Genomic DNA, 14076 nt, shown 5'->3' with positions numbered 1-14076 from the left:
ATGAATTTTTCCCGCTTTTTCATCGACAAGCCGATTTTCGCGGCGGTGCTGTCGATAGTCATATTCGTGGCCGGGCTGCTGTCGATATTCGGCCTGCCCATCTCCGAATATCCCGACGTCGTGCCGCCATCCGTGGTGGTGCGCGCGCAGTATCCGGGCGCCAACCCGAAAGTGATCGCCGAAACCGTCGCCGCACCGCTCGAAGAGCAGATCAACGGCGTCGAGAACATGCTCTACATGTCCTCGCAAAACACGTCCGATGGTTCGATGATGCTGACCGTGACCTTCAAGATCGGCACCAACGTCGAGCAGGCCGAGACGCAGGTGCAGAACCGCGTGCAGCGCGCCTTGCCGCGCCTGCCCGAAGAAGTGCGCCAGATCGGCGTGACGACCGTGAAATCATCGCCTAACCTGACCATGGTGGTGCATCTGGTCTCGCCGAACAAGCGCTATGACGACATGTATCTGCGTAACTACGCGGTGCTGAACGTCAAGGACCAGCTGGCCCGTTTGCCCGGCATGGGCGACATCCAGATCTTCGGTGCCGGCGACTACGCCATGCGCATCTGGCTCGACCCGCAAAAGGTAGCGGCGCGCGGCATGACGGCCAATGACATCGTCGACGCCATCCGTGAGCAGAACGTGCAGGTGGCAGCCGGCGTGATCGGCGCCTCGCCAGCGAAGAACTCGGACTTCCAGTTGACCGTCAATACCCAGGGCCGTCTGCAAACGCCCGAGGAATTCGGCGCCATCATCGTGCGCACGAATGCCGACGGCGCCGTGACGCTCCTGAAGGATGTGGCGCGCGTGGAAATGGGCGCCAACAGCTACTCGCTGCGTTCGCTGCTGAATAATAATCCGGCCGTCGGCATGGGTATTTTCGAAGCGCCGAATGCCAACGCGCTGCAATTGTCTTCCGACGTGCGCGCCAAGATGGAGGAGCTGAAAAAAGACTTCCCGCAAGGCGTGGAATACCGCATCGAATACGACCCCACGCAGTTCGTGCGTTCGTCCATCGAAGCGGTGATCCATACCCTGCTCGAAGCCATCGCCCTGGTGGTGCTGGTGGTGATCATCTTCCTGCAAACCTGGCGCGCCTCCATCATTCCGCTGCTGGCCGTCCCCGTCTCCATCGTCGGTACCTTTGCCGTGATGCTGGGCTTTGGCTTCTCGATCAACACGCTGTCGCTGTTCGGCCTCGTTCTGGCCATCGGTATCGTCGTCGATGATGCCATCGTGGTGGTGGAAAACGTCGAGCGCAACATCGAGGAAGGCTTGTCGCCGCGCGACGCCACCATCCAGGCTATGAAAGAAGTCAGCGGTCCTATCGTCGCCATCGCCCTGGTGCTGTGCGCCGTATTCGTGCCGATCGCCTTCGTGCCTGGCCTGTCGGGCGAGTTCTATCGTCAGTTCGCGCTGACCATCGCCATTTCGACCGTGATCTCCGCTTTCAGCTCACTGACCCTGGCGCCAGCCCTGTCGGCCGCGCTGCTGAAACCGCACGATGCGCCGAAAGACGCGCTGACGCGCGGCATGGACATGGTCTTCGGCCGCTTCTTCGCCTGGTTCAACCGCTTCTTCGGCCGCGCTTCGCACCGCTATGAAGCAGGCGTGAAAGGTGTATTGGGCCGCAAGAGCGCCTCGCTGGGCGTGTATGCGCTGCTGGTCGTTGCCGCCATCTTCACCTTCAAGTCCGTGCCGGCCGGCTTCGTGCCAGCACAGGACAAGCAATACCTGGTGGGCTTTGCGCAATTGCCCGACGCTGCTTCGCTGGACCGCACGGAAGATGTCGTGCGCCGCATGTCCGATGTCATCAAGTCGGTGCCTGGCGTCGAATCGACCATCGCCTTCCCCGGCCTGTCGATCAACGACTTTACCAATGCGCCGAACGCCGGTATCGTGTTCGCCACCCTGAAGCCGTTCGACGAACGCACCACCAAGGAGCTGTCCGGCGGCGCCATCGCGGCCGAGATCAACAAGCGCCTGGGCGGCATCCAGGACGCCTTCATCATGGTCTTCCCGCCGCCACCGGTCAACGGCCTCGGTACCATCGGCGGCTTCAAGATGATGATCGAAGACCGCGGCAACCTCGGTTACGACGCGCTGTACAACGCTACCCAGGCACTGGCCGCCAAGGCGTACCAGACGCCGGAACTGGCGGGCGTGTTCTCGGGCTACCAGATCAACGTGCCGCAGCTGTTTGCCGACGTCGACCGCGTGAAAGCCAAGCAGATGGGCGTGCAGCTGCAAACGATTTACCAGACCTTGCAGATCAATCTGGGTTCGCTGTACGTGAACGACTTCAACCAGTTTGGCCGCACCTACCAGGTGCGCGTGCAAGCCGATGCCGCGTTCCGTTCGCATGCGCAGGATATCGCGCAGCTGAAAGTCCGTAATAACAAGGGTGAAATGATCCCGCTGTCGTCGTTGATGCGCGTCAAGGATAGCTATGGTCCTGACCGCGTGCAGCGCTACAACGCCTACGCCGCAGCCGATTTCAACGGCGGCGCCGCGCCTGGCGTGTCGAGTGGTCAGGCGCAAGTCGCGCTGGAACGCATCGCCAAGGAAGTGCTGCCGCAAGGGATTTCGTATGAATGGACGGAGCTGACCTACCAGGACATCTTGTCCGGCAATACGATGATCTATGTCTTCCCGCTGTGCGTGCTGCTGGTGTTCCTGGTGCTCGCTGCCCAGTACGAAAGCTGGACCTTGCCGCTGGCCGTGATCCTGATCGTGCCGATGTCGATCCTTTGCGCCTTGTTGGGCGTCAAATTGACCGGTGGCGACAACAACGTGTTTACCCAGATCGCGCTGTTCGTGCTGGTGGGGCTGGCGTCGAAGAATGCGATTCTGATCGTGGAATTTGCCCGCGAACTGGAAGAGCATGGCCGCAGTGTCGTGCAAGCGGCGCTGGAAGCGTGCCGTCTGCGTTTGCGTCCGATCCTGATGACGTCGATCGCCTTCATCATGGGCGTGGTGCCCCTGGTGTTCTCGCACGGCGCCGGTTCGGAAATGCGCCATGCCATGGGCGTGGCGGTGTTTGCCGGCATGCTGGGCGTGACCTTCTTCGGCCTGTTCCTGACGCCCGTGTTCTACGTACTGCTGCGCACCCTGGCGCAGCGTTTTGAGAAAAAACCAGCCGCCGCTGCCGCCAAGCCTGTCGCCGCGCCAGCGCTGGACCTGGAAGGAGATATATATTGAAAACCAAGGAAATCATCTGGCGTGTCAAGCCCGTGTTGACCGCCATGGCCGCCGCCGTGCTGCTGGCCGCCTGCGCGGCGCCGGAGTTCAAGCAGCCGCAGATCGAGACGCCGACGGCGTTCAAGGAAGCGCAAACCTTGCCGGCCGTGCAGACGGCGGCCGACGGCACGCGCTGGAAGCAGGGCGTGCCAGCCGAGCGCCAGGCGCGCGGCGAATGGTGGCTGGCCTTCAATGATCCGGCTTTGACTAGCCTGATCAACGAAGCCACGCAAGCGAATGCCAACCTGGCTGTCGCCGCCGCCCGCGTCAAGCAGGCGAGGGCGATTGCCGGCATCGCCGAAGCGGACCGCATCCCGCAAGTGGGCGTGAACGTGGGCGGCCAGCGCAACCGCGCCTCCGCCGTGTCGCTCGGCTTGCCGAACGGCGCGCCGGTGGCGGCCACGAATGTCTACCAGGCCAACCTGACGGCCAGCTACGAAGTCGACCTGTTCGGCCGCGTGGCCTCGAACGTCAACGCCTCGCGCAGCGACGCGCTGGCCGTGGAGGCGACTTACCGCTCGGTGCTGCTGTCCTTGCAGGCCGACGTGGCGCAGACCTACTTCCAGCTGCGCGCCACGGACGCCGAACTGGCGACACTGGAGCAGACGGTGCGCCTGCGCGAGGAAAGCGTGCATGTGAACCAGCGCCGCTATGACCTGGGCGATATTGGCGAATTCGATTTGTCGCGTGCCCGCACGGAGCTGTCGACGGTGCGCGCCGAAGCCATCGGCCTGCAGCGCCAGCGCGCCACCGGCGAACATGCGCTGGCCGTGCTGCTGGGCAAGCCGGCCGCCAGCTTCACGGCGACCGTCAACCCGCTGCAGGACAGCGGCTTCCTGCCCGTGATCCCGGCCGGCATGCCGTCGTCCCTGCTGGAGCGCCGTCCCGACATCGCGTCGGCGCAGCGCACCATGGAAGCGTCGAATGCGCGCATCGGCGTGGCCAAATCGGCCATGTTCCCCGCCTTGAGCCTGAACGCCTCCGGCGGCGGCGCATCCGATACCTTCGCGGATATCTTCAAGTGGAGCAGCCGTTCCTGGCTGCTGGGCGCCCTGATGTCGATGCCCATCATCGACGGCGGCCGTAACAAGGCAGCCGTGAGCCGTAGCGAAGCGCAGCTGGAAGAATCGGTGGCGACGTATCGCCAGAGCGTGCTGGTGGCGTTCGCCGAGGTGGAAGACAATCTGGCCGGCTTGCGCATCCTGTCGGGCCAGACGCAGCAGATCGACGAAGCCGTTGTTTCGGCGCGCCGTTCGGCCGACCTGGCGCAAAAGCTGTACGACGCGGGCCGTTCCAGCTACCTGGACTTGCTCGACGCGCAGCGCAACCTGGCGTCCATCGAGCGCAACGCCGTGCAACTGCGCGGCAACCGCGCCGTTACCACGGTGGCGCTGATCCGCGCCCTGGGCGGCGGCTGGGGAGATGTCGAGCCGCAGGTGGCTGCCAACTAGTTTCCCGGTACCGCGGGCTGGCATTCCCGGCCCGCGGCAAGGAAAGCATCGTGAAAACGGCGTCGTGCAAAGCACGGCGCCGTTTTTTTGTTTTCTGCAAGTTGAATCCGTTTGCGGAAAGGCCGCGTAAGTACTCCTGCAATCATGCAAACGCAGTCATCCAGGAGATATCATCATGCGCACCTTCCTTCCCGCAGCATTACTCGTCACCTCCATCACTTCCATGCTGGCCGCCAGCGCCCCGTTTGCCGCCGACATGAGCACCATGGTGGGTGGCCAGAGCATGTATCCGTCCAAGGACATCGTCGATAACGCCGTCAATTCGGCCGACCACACGACCCTGGTGGCTGCCGTCAAGGCTGCAGGCCTGGTCGATACCTTGAAAGGCAAGGGGCCATTTACCGTGTTCGCGCCGACGAATGCGGCGTTTGGCAAGCTGCCGGCCGGCACCGTCGAGACCCTGGTCCAACCGGAAAACAAGGCGACGCTGACGAAAATCCTCACCTATCACGTGGTGCCCGGCAAATATGACTTCAAGGCGCTGGCCAGGGAAATCAAGATGCACGACGGTAAAGCGATTCTGCCCACGGCCAGCGGGGGAAAGCTGATGTTCGCCATGAACGGCATGCACAACATCGTGGTGATGGACGAGGGCGGCAACAGCGCCAACATCAGTACCTATGATGTGTATCAATCGAATGGCGTGATCAATGTTATTGACACGGTGCTGATGCCGAAATAAGTAGAGGAAAAAGCGGACGAAAAAACGGACGAAAAAAAAGACAGGGAAACCCCTGTCTTTTTGGCTGCTGCGGTCGCGATTACTTGGCTGGCGCTGCTGCCGGTGCGGAAGCTGCCGCTGCGGCCGGAGCTGGCGTTGCCGATGCTGCTTTCTTCGCCTTGTGATGCTTGGCTTTCTTGTGCGTCGCAGGCTTGACGGCGGCTGCCGGTGCTTCTGCCTTGGCGACAGGGGCGACGACAGGAATCGGTGCTACTGGAGCGACTGGCGCGACGGCTGGCGTCTGGGCGAAAGCGGCGGTGGCGAACAGGCTGGCTATCAGGGTGGCGATGACTTTTTTCATGATGAGATCCTTGGTGTATTTTCGGGTGAATGCAGTGAGAATGAATTACTTCGCTGGAGCCGCTTCAGCGGTGGCCGAGGCCAGTTTTGCATCTGCCTTGGCCTTGGTTTTTTTCGCAGTGTGGTGCGCCTTGGCTTTCGTGGTGGCGGCTTCTGCTTTGGCGCTGGCGACTTCCGTTTTGGCGGCGACAACTGCTTTTGCTTCTTTCGCATCGGCTTTTACGGTCGTTTGCGCTTCCTTGGCGTCCGCTTTCACGACGGCCTTGGTGTGGGCCGCTTCCACTTTGGCGGGTACCGAGGCTGCGGGGGCTGCTGGCGTTTGAGCAAAGGCAGCAGTAGCGAACAGGCCGGCGATCAGGGTGGCGATTACGTTTTTCATGGTGCAGTCCTCAGTGGTGGTTTGTCTGGTATGTCTGTTGGTGCCGGGATGATTCCCGTGTCACTGAGCATAAAACGCGCCCCCGGATGCTTGCGTTGACGGTCATTACAAACGCTTACATCTGCGTTGCATCCGCCTTCAGGATGGCCTGCAGGATGTCTTCAGAACGGCGCTGTCCATAGCCCTTGCCGTAGGCGCTCGAGGCGATGCTGACCACCATGCGGCGCGCGGGAATCACATAGATCTTGTTGCCGCCATTGCCCGAGGCGAAATGCACGGCGATCTTTTGGCCCCCGATGTCCTGCGTCTTCGCGTACCAGAAATAGCCATAGCTGTCCGCGTAGCGGTCCACGGCGCCGATGGCCACGTGTGGCGCCAGCGCGGCTTGCAGCCAGGCGGCGTCGATCACCCTCTTGCCGTCAAATACGCCGTCGTCGAGCACCATCTGGCCAATTTTTGCCGTGTCGCGCGCGCGCAGCGACAGATTGCCCTGGCCTTTCGGGTGCTTGGCCACGTCGCGGCCCCAGCTCCAGCGGGTGATGCCCAATGGCGCGAACAACACCCTGGCGGCATAGTCTTCCAGGTCGGCGCCGCTGGCGTTCTCCACCACGCGCCCCGCGATGTAGGAACCCAGCGAGTTGTAGCGGTAGGTGCTGCCCGGCGCCGTGGCTGCCGGCACGCCGCGCACGAAGGCGGCGGGGTCGGACGCCTCATCGAGCTTGTCTTCATTGCCCGGCGAGTATTCGTCTTCGTCAAAGGCTGCCAGGCCCGACCGCATGGTCAGCAAGTCGTCGAGCACCACCTTGCCGGCGGGGCTGTTCGCCGCTTCGGGCCAGTAGTCGCCCACCGTTTTGCTGGTGGCCAGCTGTCCCCGCGCCACGGCCATGCCCACCAGCAGCGCAGTGATGCTCTTGCCGGCCGAACGGATGTCGTGCAGGGTATCGGCCGTCTCGCCGTTGTAATAGCGTTCGGCGACGATAGCGCCCTCGCGCAGCACGACGACGGCGCGCAAGTCGCCATGGCTGTCGCGGTCCTGGGCTTGCAGGACTTGCTCCAGGGTGGCAGGGGTGTCTTGCGCGTTGGCGCTCCAAGGCAGGCACAGGGCGGCAATCAGGAGCAAGGGCAGGTGGCGCATGGGATGGGCTTCGTGGCAATGGTCGGAGTGACAGTGTCCCTCATGTGCGCCGTTTTGTCGCGCACAAGCTGGCCTGTTCGATAAAGGTTGCATGAAGGTGCGGCGCAGCATGCGCCATTTTGCGTCGCGCCATGCAAAAAGGACAGCCGAAGCTGTCCCTGGTATTGCAGGCGAAGTGATCACGCTAGCGCAGACCCGGCGGATGCGCTCCCGTGACGACGTTCAGGCTTACTTTGCCGGCGTGGCAGCAACTGCTGCATCTGCTTTGGCTGCGTCCGCTTTTACCTTGGCCTTGTTTGCCTTGTGATGGGCCTTGGCCTTGGTGGCTTTGGCATCGGCTTTGGCGCTGGCGACATCGGCTTTCGCGTCGGCGGATGCAGCAGCCACTTTGGCATCGGCTTTCACGACAGCCTTGGTTTCCTTGGCTTCTGCCTTGACCACGGCTTTCGTGTGGGCCGCTTCCGCCTTGGCCGGAGCCGAGGCTGCCGGGGCGGCAGGGGTTTGGGCGAAGGCTGCGGTAGCGAACAGGCTGGCGACGAGGGTGGCGATAACTTTTTTCATTTTATTTTCCTGGCGAGTGGTGAGCGATGGGGTGTCGATGATTACTTGGCTGCTGCTGGTGCTGCTTCAGCGGTGGCCGAAGCCAGTTTTGCATCGGCCTTGGCCTTGGTGTGCTTGGCCTTGTGATGCGCCTTGGCTTTGGTGGTCGTTGCTTCCGTTTTCGCGTCGACGACGGCTTTCGCTTCTTTTGCATCCGCTTTCACGACGGCTTGCGCTTCCTTGGCATCTGCTTTTACGACAGCCTTGGTGTGGGCCGCTTCCACTTTTGCGGGAACCGAGGCTGCTGGCGCTGCGGGCGTTTGAGCAAAGGCAGCGGTAGCGAACAGGCCGGCGATCAGGGTAGCGCTCAGGTTGAAAATGCGTTTTTTCATGGTGCAGTCCTCAGTGGTGGTTTGTCTGGTACGTCTGTTGGTGCCGGGATGATTCCCATGTCACTGAGCATAAAACGCGTCCCGGAAGGTTACCGTTGACCTTGTTTACACTTTCTTACAATCAGGTGTTTTATCGGCTGTTGCTGCGTGATGTAGACATGAAAACGCAAAAAGACAGCCGAAGCTGTCTTTTTGCGTGGCGCAGAAAACGCGCGGAACTGATTATTTGGCTGCTGCTGCGGTCGCTTCAGTTTTGGCTTCGTCAGCTTTGGCCTTGGCTTTTTTCGCTTTGTGATGGGCTTTGGCCTTGGTGGCGCTGGCGTCAGCCTTGGCGCTGGCCACATCGGCTTTCGCATCGGCTGCAACGGCGGCTTCTTTTGCATCGGCTTTCACGACGGCCTTGGTTTCTTTCGCTTCTGCTTTGGCCACTTCCTTGGTGTGCTTGGCTTCGGCCTTGGCAGGCGCGGCTGGCGTTTGAGCAAAGGCTGCGGTAGCGAACAAGCCGGCGATCAGAGTAGCGATTACTTTTTTCATGGTGCAGTTCCTCGAGAAGTGGGTTGTAGTTCAGGAGATGCATTTCCCCTGTCACTGAGCCAAAAACGCGCCGTGTGGCAATACCGTTGACAGGTAATTACAAATACTTACACTTGCCGCGTAAGCGCCTTGCCGGACGGCCGCGCGCGTCGAGGCACTCTGTTAGCTGGCGTACCGCGCCCAAGCCCCTGGCGGCCTAGACTCGATACCATCGTCAACGCATGGGTTCGCCATGAAAGCCGCCCTGAAAACCTATCAAGCCAAGCGCAATTTCGCCGTCACGCCCGAGCCTGCAGGTGGCGGCGAGGACGCCAGCGACGTGCTCACCTTCGTGATCCAGAAGCACTGGGCCAGCCGTTTGCACTATGATTTTCGCCTGGAACTCGATGGCACGCTGAAAAGCTGGGCCGTGCCAAAAGGGCCCAGCTACGACCCGCGCGACAAGCGCATGGCCGTGCAGGTGGAAGACCATCCTCTGGCCTACGCCAGCTTTGAAGGCACGATCCCCGAAAAACAGTATGGCGCTGGCAAGGTCATCATCTGGGACCAGGGGACATGGCAGGCGCAGGCGGCCACGCCGGACGCGTGCGCGGCCCTGGCGGCCGGCGAGCTGAAATTCACCCTGTACGGCCACAAGATGCAGGGTAACTGGGTGCTGGTGCGCATGAAAGGCAAGGGAGATAAGCGCAGCGAAAAGCAGCCAGCCTGGCTGCTGATCAAGGAAAAAGACGAATATGCCCGGCCGGCACTGGAATTTTCTGTCGTGGACGAGCAACCCGACAGCGTCAAGAACAAGGCCATGCCCAGGCGCAAGAAGAGCACGGACCAGGCGGCAGCGCCAGCCGCCAGGCTGCCCGCCAGCCTGTCGCCGCAGCTGGCCACCCTGGTCGATACGCCGCCGTCAGACGCGCAAGACTGGATTTTCGAGGTGAAATTCGACGGTTACCGCTTGCTCGCGCGTTGCGATGGCGAACAGGTCAGCTTGATGACGCGCAATGGCAATGACTGGACGGCCAAACTGCCGAAGCTGCGGCAGGCGCTGGAAAAGCTGGGCTTGCCGCCAGGCTGGTATGACGGTGAAATCGTCGTCAACGACGCCAGCGGCCAGCCGGATTTCGGCGCCTTGCAGCGCGCGTTCGATGCGGAAAACACTAGCGAGATCGTGTATTACCTGTTCGACGTGGCGTATTTCGATGGCCACGACCTACGGGGACAGCCGGTCGAGGCGCGCAGGGCACTGCTGCAGGGGCTGTTGGAACAATTGCCCGCCTCGCCGCTGCTGCGCTTCAGCGCTGCGCTCGATGCTGCGCCGCAGCAGCTGCTGGACCACGCTTGCCGCCTGGGACTGGAAGGGGTGATCGGCAAGCGGCGCGGTTCACCCTACGTCACGCGGCGCTCCGGCGACTGGATCAAGCTCAAATGCGGCTTGCGCCAGGAATTCGTCGTCGGCGGCTATACGGCGCCGCAGGGCGCGCGCGAAGGGCTCGGTTCGCTGTTGCTGGGCGTGCATGATGAGCAGGGCAAGCTGTGCTACGCGGGCAATGTGGGCAGCGGCTTTGACGATGCCACCTTGCGCGACTTGCGGCGCCGCCTCGACGCGCTGGCCATCGGGACAAGCCCGTTTGCGGGCAGGGCGGGCGGCGTGCGCCAGCCCATCTGGGTCAAGCCGCAGCTGGTGGCCGAAGTGAGTTTTGCGCAATGGACCAGTGGCGGTGCCGTTCGTCATGCCGTGTTTCATGGCTTGCGCCAGGACAAAAAACCGGCCGCCATCGTGCGCGAGCAGGCGCAGCAGATCGACAAGGAGACGACGATGCAACATAAAGCCATGCCGGACAGCGTCTTGCCGGCCAGTTTCAAGGTCAGCCATGCGGACAGGGTGATCGACAAGGACAGCGGCGCCAGGAAGATCGACCTGGTGCGCTACTACGCGCTGGTGGGTAAGCTGATGCTCGTGCATTTACGGGGCCGGCCCGTGTCGCTGGTGCGCGCGCCGGCCGGCGTGGGCGGCGAGCTGTTTTTCCAGAAACATGCCGATACCTCGACCATGCCCGGTGTCAAACAGCTCGATCCCGGCCTCGATCCCGAGCATGCCGCCATGCTGGAAGTGGCCAGCGTACAGGGCTTGTTGTCGGCCGCGCAATGGAATGTGGTGGAATTTCACACGCAAAACGCGCTGGCCAGCGCCTACTATACACCGAACCGCCTGGTGTTCGACCTGGACCCGGGCAAGGGAGTGGCCTGGGCCGCGATCCGCGAAGCGGCCGTGCTGCTGCGCGCCTTCCTGACGGAACTGGGCTTGCCCGCCTGGCTGAAAACCAGCGGCGGCAAGGGCTTGCATGTGGTCGTGCCGATCCGCCCGAAATACGACTGGGATACGGTGAAAGCGTTTTCGCAAGCCATCGTAGCGCACATGGCGCAGCACATACCGGGGCGTTTTGTCGTCAAGAGCGGTCCCGCCAACCGCGTCGGCAAGATCTTCATCGATTATTTGCGCAACGGACGGGGCGCCACCACCGTGTGCGCGTGGTCGGCCCGCACGCGCTCGGGGCTGGGCATTTCCGTGCCGCTGGCCTGGGATGAGCTCGACAAGCTGAAGGCGGGTGATCAATGGACCGTGAGCAACGTCCACAGCCGCCTCGACGTGGGCAATGCACCGTGGGATGGCTATGCGCGCAGCGCGAAAGGCCTCGATGCGGCGATGAAAAAGCTGGCCTTTACTCCTCCCGCTTGAACGGCAGGACTGCGCGCGCCAGTTGGGTTGTTCATGCCGCCTTGCGCCTGGCCGGCGGTGGCTTGCGAGTTGCGGACGAGGCCGCGCGCTTGCGGACTGGCGCGGCGGGCATTTTCTTGCCCAGGCTTTGCTGCAGCAAGGCGACCAGGTCGATCACATTGCTGCCGTGTTCTTCTTCCGCCTCGGGCGCGGGCGGCGTGATGGTCTTGGTCTGCCTGGCCTTGATTTTCTTCTTGACCAGCGCCAGCACGTCTTCGCGGTAGCTGTCGTGGTATTGCGCCGGTTCCCACGTTTCGCTCATGCCCTCCACCAGCGACAGGGCCATCTTGAGTTCCTTGTCGGTAATGCCCGCCGCCTTCAGGGTACTGCCGGGCAAGTCCAGGTCCTCCGTGGGGCGGATTTCATCAGCGTAGCGCAGGGTGTTGAGCACGATGGCCTTGTCGACGCAGACCAGCGCGCATAAATGCTGCTTGGTGCGCATGACCACGCTGGCGATACCCACTTTATTGGCCTTGCGCAAGGTTTCGCGCAGCAGCGCATAGACTTTCTCGCCGCCCTTGGCGGGCAGCAAATAATACGGATGCTCGTAAAAGGTCAGCGCTACCTCGGCCGCATCGACAAAGGTGAGGATATCGATGGTTTGCGTGGCCTTCACATTCGCCTGTTTCAAGTCTTCTTCGGACAGCACCACGTACGCATCCGTCTTGTATTCATAGCCCTTGATGATGTCGTCCCATTCGACTTCCTTGCCCGTCTTCTTGTTGTAGCGCTTGTAGCCGATGGGCGCGAAGTCGCGGCGGTCCAGCATGGATAAATCCAGTTCATGGTCGAGACTGGCTGAAATCAGCTCGACGGGGATATGCACTAGGCCGAAGCTGATGGCGCCTTTCCACAATGCACGCGCCATGGCCTAGTTCCCCACGCTGCCGGTGACGGGCAGGATGATGCCCGTGATGTAGCTGGAACAGGCGGGCGAGGCCAAAAAGACGTAGGCGGGCGACAATTCTTCGGGCTGAGCCGGGCGGCGCATGTCGGTGTCCGCGCCGAATTTCTGGATTTCCTCGGGCGTCTTGTCGGCCGGGTTGAGGGGCGTCCAGACGGGACCGGGCGCAATGGCGTTGACGCGGATACCCTTGTCGAGCAGGTTGCCGGCCAGCGCCATGGTGAAGGCATGGATGGCGCCCTTGGTGGTGGAATAATCGAGCAAGTGCTTGGACCCTTGCAATCCCGTCACGGACCCCGTGTTGATGATGGAGGCGCCCCGCTGCAAATGGGGCAGCACGGCCTTGGCCATGTGAAAGTAGCCGTAGACATTGGTTTTCATGGTGAGGTCGAAGCGTTCCTCGCTCAGGTCCAGCAAGGACTCCGCGTGCTCCTGGAAGGCGGCGTTATTGACCAGTATGTCGATATGCGTGAACTTGTCCAGCACCTGGCTGACGGCTTGCTGGCAAAAACCCTGCTCGCGCACGTCGCCGGGAATCAGGAGGCAGCTTTGGCCCTCCGCTTCCACGTAGCGGCGGGTTTCGTTGGCGTCGGCGTGCTCGTTCAAATAAATGATGGCGACATCGGCCCCTTCGCGCGCGTACAGCACGGCCACGGCGCGGCCGATGCCCGAATCGCCGCCCGTGATGATGGCCACCATGCCGGCCAGCTTGCCGCTGCCGCAATAATCAGGGGCCAGGAAACGCGGCTTGAGCTCCATCTGCGCTTCGATGCCCGGTTTGGCCAGGTGCTGGGAGGGCAGGGGCGCCCCTGGCTGGCTGCGGCTGCTCGTCTGCACGGGCTGCCTGTCCTGCTGTTTTCCCGTCTTGCCGGCATCGCGCTGGTCCTGTTCCTGCTGGATGCTGCGCTGCAAGTTACCGGCGGACTGGTCCTTGTTCTCGTTCATGCTGGCCTCCGTGGAAACGAAGATCCAGTATCGGCGCGGCACCAGCGTCCAACGGTGCGCTTGCTAACAGAGTGGCGAAAACAGGCGTAAAGTTATATGATGATTGACATAATTACGGGAGGGCAGCATGAAAGTGAGCAGGGAACAGGCGGCGCTGAACCGCGAGCGCATCGTCGACGTGGCGGCCAGATTGTTCCGCGAAAAGGGCTACGACGGCATCGGCGTGGCCGACCTGATGAAAAATGCAGGCCTCACGCATGGCGGCTTCTATGGCCATTTCGCTTCCAAGGAAGATTTGATGATCGAGGCCTGCCAGCATGCCTTGAATCAGTCGCTGGAAGGGTGGCGGGCGAAGATCGCCAGCGACCCGCAGCATGCGTTGCCGGCCATCATCGACAACTATCTGACCGCCAGGCACCGCGACCAACCCGGCAGCGGCTGCCCGGCGGCGGCCATGGGCGTCGATGCGGCGCGCATGTCGCCCGGCGCGCGTCCCGCGTTTACGCAAGCCACGCAGCAGCAGTTCGCGCTGCTGCAGGATTTGCTGCCCGACGGCGCGCCGGAGCGGCGGCGCCAGCAGGCGATCGCCACGTTTGCCGCCATGGTGGGCGCCATGGTGCTGGCCCGTTCCGTCGATGACGAGGTCCTGTCGGCGGAAATCCTCGATGCCGTGAAGGCGCAATTGTTGCCAGACTGAGCACGGCA

The 14076-nt window shown here is 62.3% G+C and carries 13 protein-coding genes; 5 read left to right on the top strand and 8 right to left on the bottom strand.

The features are described from left to right. The 3 genes from ACQ4W0_RS24655 (at window position 1) to ACQ4W0_RS24645 (ending at window position 5433) form a co-directional block, all read left to right on the top strand. Entirely contained in the window at window positions 1-3201 is a 3201-nt protein-coding gene (locus ACQ4W0_RS24655) for an efflux RND transporter permease subunit (RefSeq protein ID WP_436579147.1), read from the top strand. 44 nt (window positions 3202-3245) lie between these two features. After that, a complete protein-coding gene (locus ACQ4W0_RS24650) occupies window positions 3246-4691 on the top strand; it encodes an efflux transporter outer membrane subunit (RefSeq protein WP_436579180.1) in 1446 nt (481 codons plus the stop codon). 175 nt (window positions 4692-4866) lie between these two features. Next, the gene (locus ACQ4W0_RS24645) at window positions 4867-5433 is read left to right on the top strand and encodes a fasciclin domain-containing protein (protein ID WP_436579146.1); all 567 of its coding nucleotides are present in this window, start codon (window positions 4867-4869) and stop codon (window positions 5431-5433) included. 79 nt (window positions 5434-5512) lie between these two features. Here the strand turns inward: ACQ4W0_RS24645 and ACQ4W0_RS24640 are convergent, their stop codons facing one another. The 6 genes from ACQ4W0_RS24640 to ACQ4W0_RS24615 form a co-directional block, all read right to left on the bottom strand. Further along, window positions 5513-5773: a hypothetical protein gene (locus tag ACQ4W0_RS24640; RefSeq protein ID WP_436579145.1), complete on the bottom strand. Its 261-nt coding sequence runs from the start codon at window positions 5771-5773 to the stop codon at window positions 5513-5515. Between the two features lie 45 nt (window positions 5774-5818). Next, complete coding sequence (locus ACQ4W0_RS24635) at window positions 5819-6151, bottom strand: hypothetical protein (protein ID WP_436579144.1); 333 nt, start codon at window positions 6149-6151, stop codon at window positions 5819-5821. A gap of 115 nt (window positions 6152-6266) precedes the next feature. After that, window positions 6267-7286, bottom strand: a complete 1020-nt coding sequence (locus tag ACQ4W0_RS24630; RefSeq protein ID WP_436579143.1) for a serine hydrolase domain-containing protein — start codon at window positions 7284-7286, stop codon at window positions 6267-6269. A gap of 228 nt (window positions 7287-7514) precedes the next feature. Then, window positions 7515-7847, bottom strand: coding sequence for a hypothetical protein (locus tag ACQ4W0_RS24625; RefSeq protein ID WP_436579142.1), 333 nt, complete (start codon window positions 7845-7847; stop codon window positions 7515-7517). Between the two features lie 41 nt (window positions 7848-7888). After that, a complete protein-coding gene (locus tag ACQ4W0_RS24620; protein ID WP_436579141.1) occupies window positions 7889-8218 on the bottom strand; it encodes a hypothetical protein in 330 nt (109 codons plus the stop codon). Between the two features lie 222 nt (window positions 8219-8440). After that, window positions 8441-8752: a hypothetical protein gene (locus tag ACQ4W0_RS24615; RefSeq protein WP_436579140.1), complete on the bottom strand. Its 312-nt coding sequence runs from the start codon at window positions 8750-8752 to the stop codon at window positions 8441-8443. Window positions 8753-8984: 232 nt separating this feature from the next. Here ACQ4W0_RS24615 and ligD point away from each other — a divergent pair, with 232 nt between their 5' ends. Beyond that, window positions 8985-11483, top strand: coding sequence for a DNA ligase D (gene ligD, locus ACQ4W0_RS24610; RefSeq protein WP_436579139.1), 2499 nt, complete (start codon window positions 8985-8987; stop codon window positions 11481-11483). A 31-nt stretch (window positions 11484-11514) separates the two neighbouring features. Here the strand turns inward: ligD and ku are convergent, their stop codons facing one another. Both ku and ACQ4W0_RS24600 read right to left on the bottom strand, forming a co-directional pair. Continuing rightward, the gene (ku, locus tag ACQ4W0_RS24605) at window positions 11515-12390 is read right to left on the bottom strand and encodes a non-homologous end joining protein Ku (RefSeq protein ID WP_436579138.1); all 876 of its coding nucleotides are present in this window, start codon (window positions 12388-12390) and stop codon (window positions 11515-11517) included. A gap of 3 nt (window positions 12391-12393) precedes the next feature. Then, on the bottom strand, window positions 12394-13371 hold the full coding sequence (locus tag ACQ4W0_RS24600; protein ID WP_436579137.1) for an SDR family oxidoreductase: 978 nt from the start codon (window positions 13369-13371) through the stop codon (window positions 12394-12396). 127 nt (window positions 13372-13498) lie between these two features. Here ACQ4W0_RS24600 and ACQ4W0_RS24595 point away from each other — a divergent pair, with 127 nt between their 5' ends. Continuing rightward, a complete protein-coding gene (locus tag ACQ4W0_RS24595) occupies window positions 13499-14068 on the top strand; it encodes a TetR/AcrR family transcriptional regulator (RefSeq protein ID WP_436579136.1) in 570 nt (189 codons plus the stop codon). Window positions 14069-14076: the final 8 nt, after the last annotated feature.

Origin of the sequence: Janthinobacterium breve, assembly GCF_051380895.1 — a bacterium.
Classification (GTDB): domain Bacteria; phylum Pseudomonadota; class Gammaproteobacteria; order Burkholderiales; family Burkholderiaceae_D; genus Janthinobacterium.
This window is presented reverse-complemented; position numbering and strand designations above follow the sequence as displayed.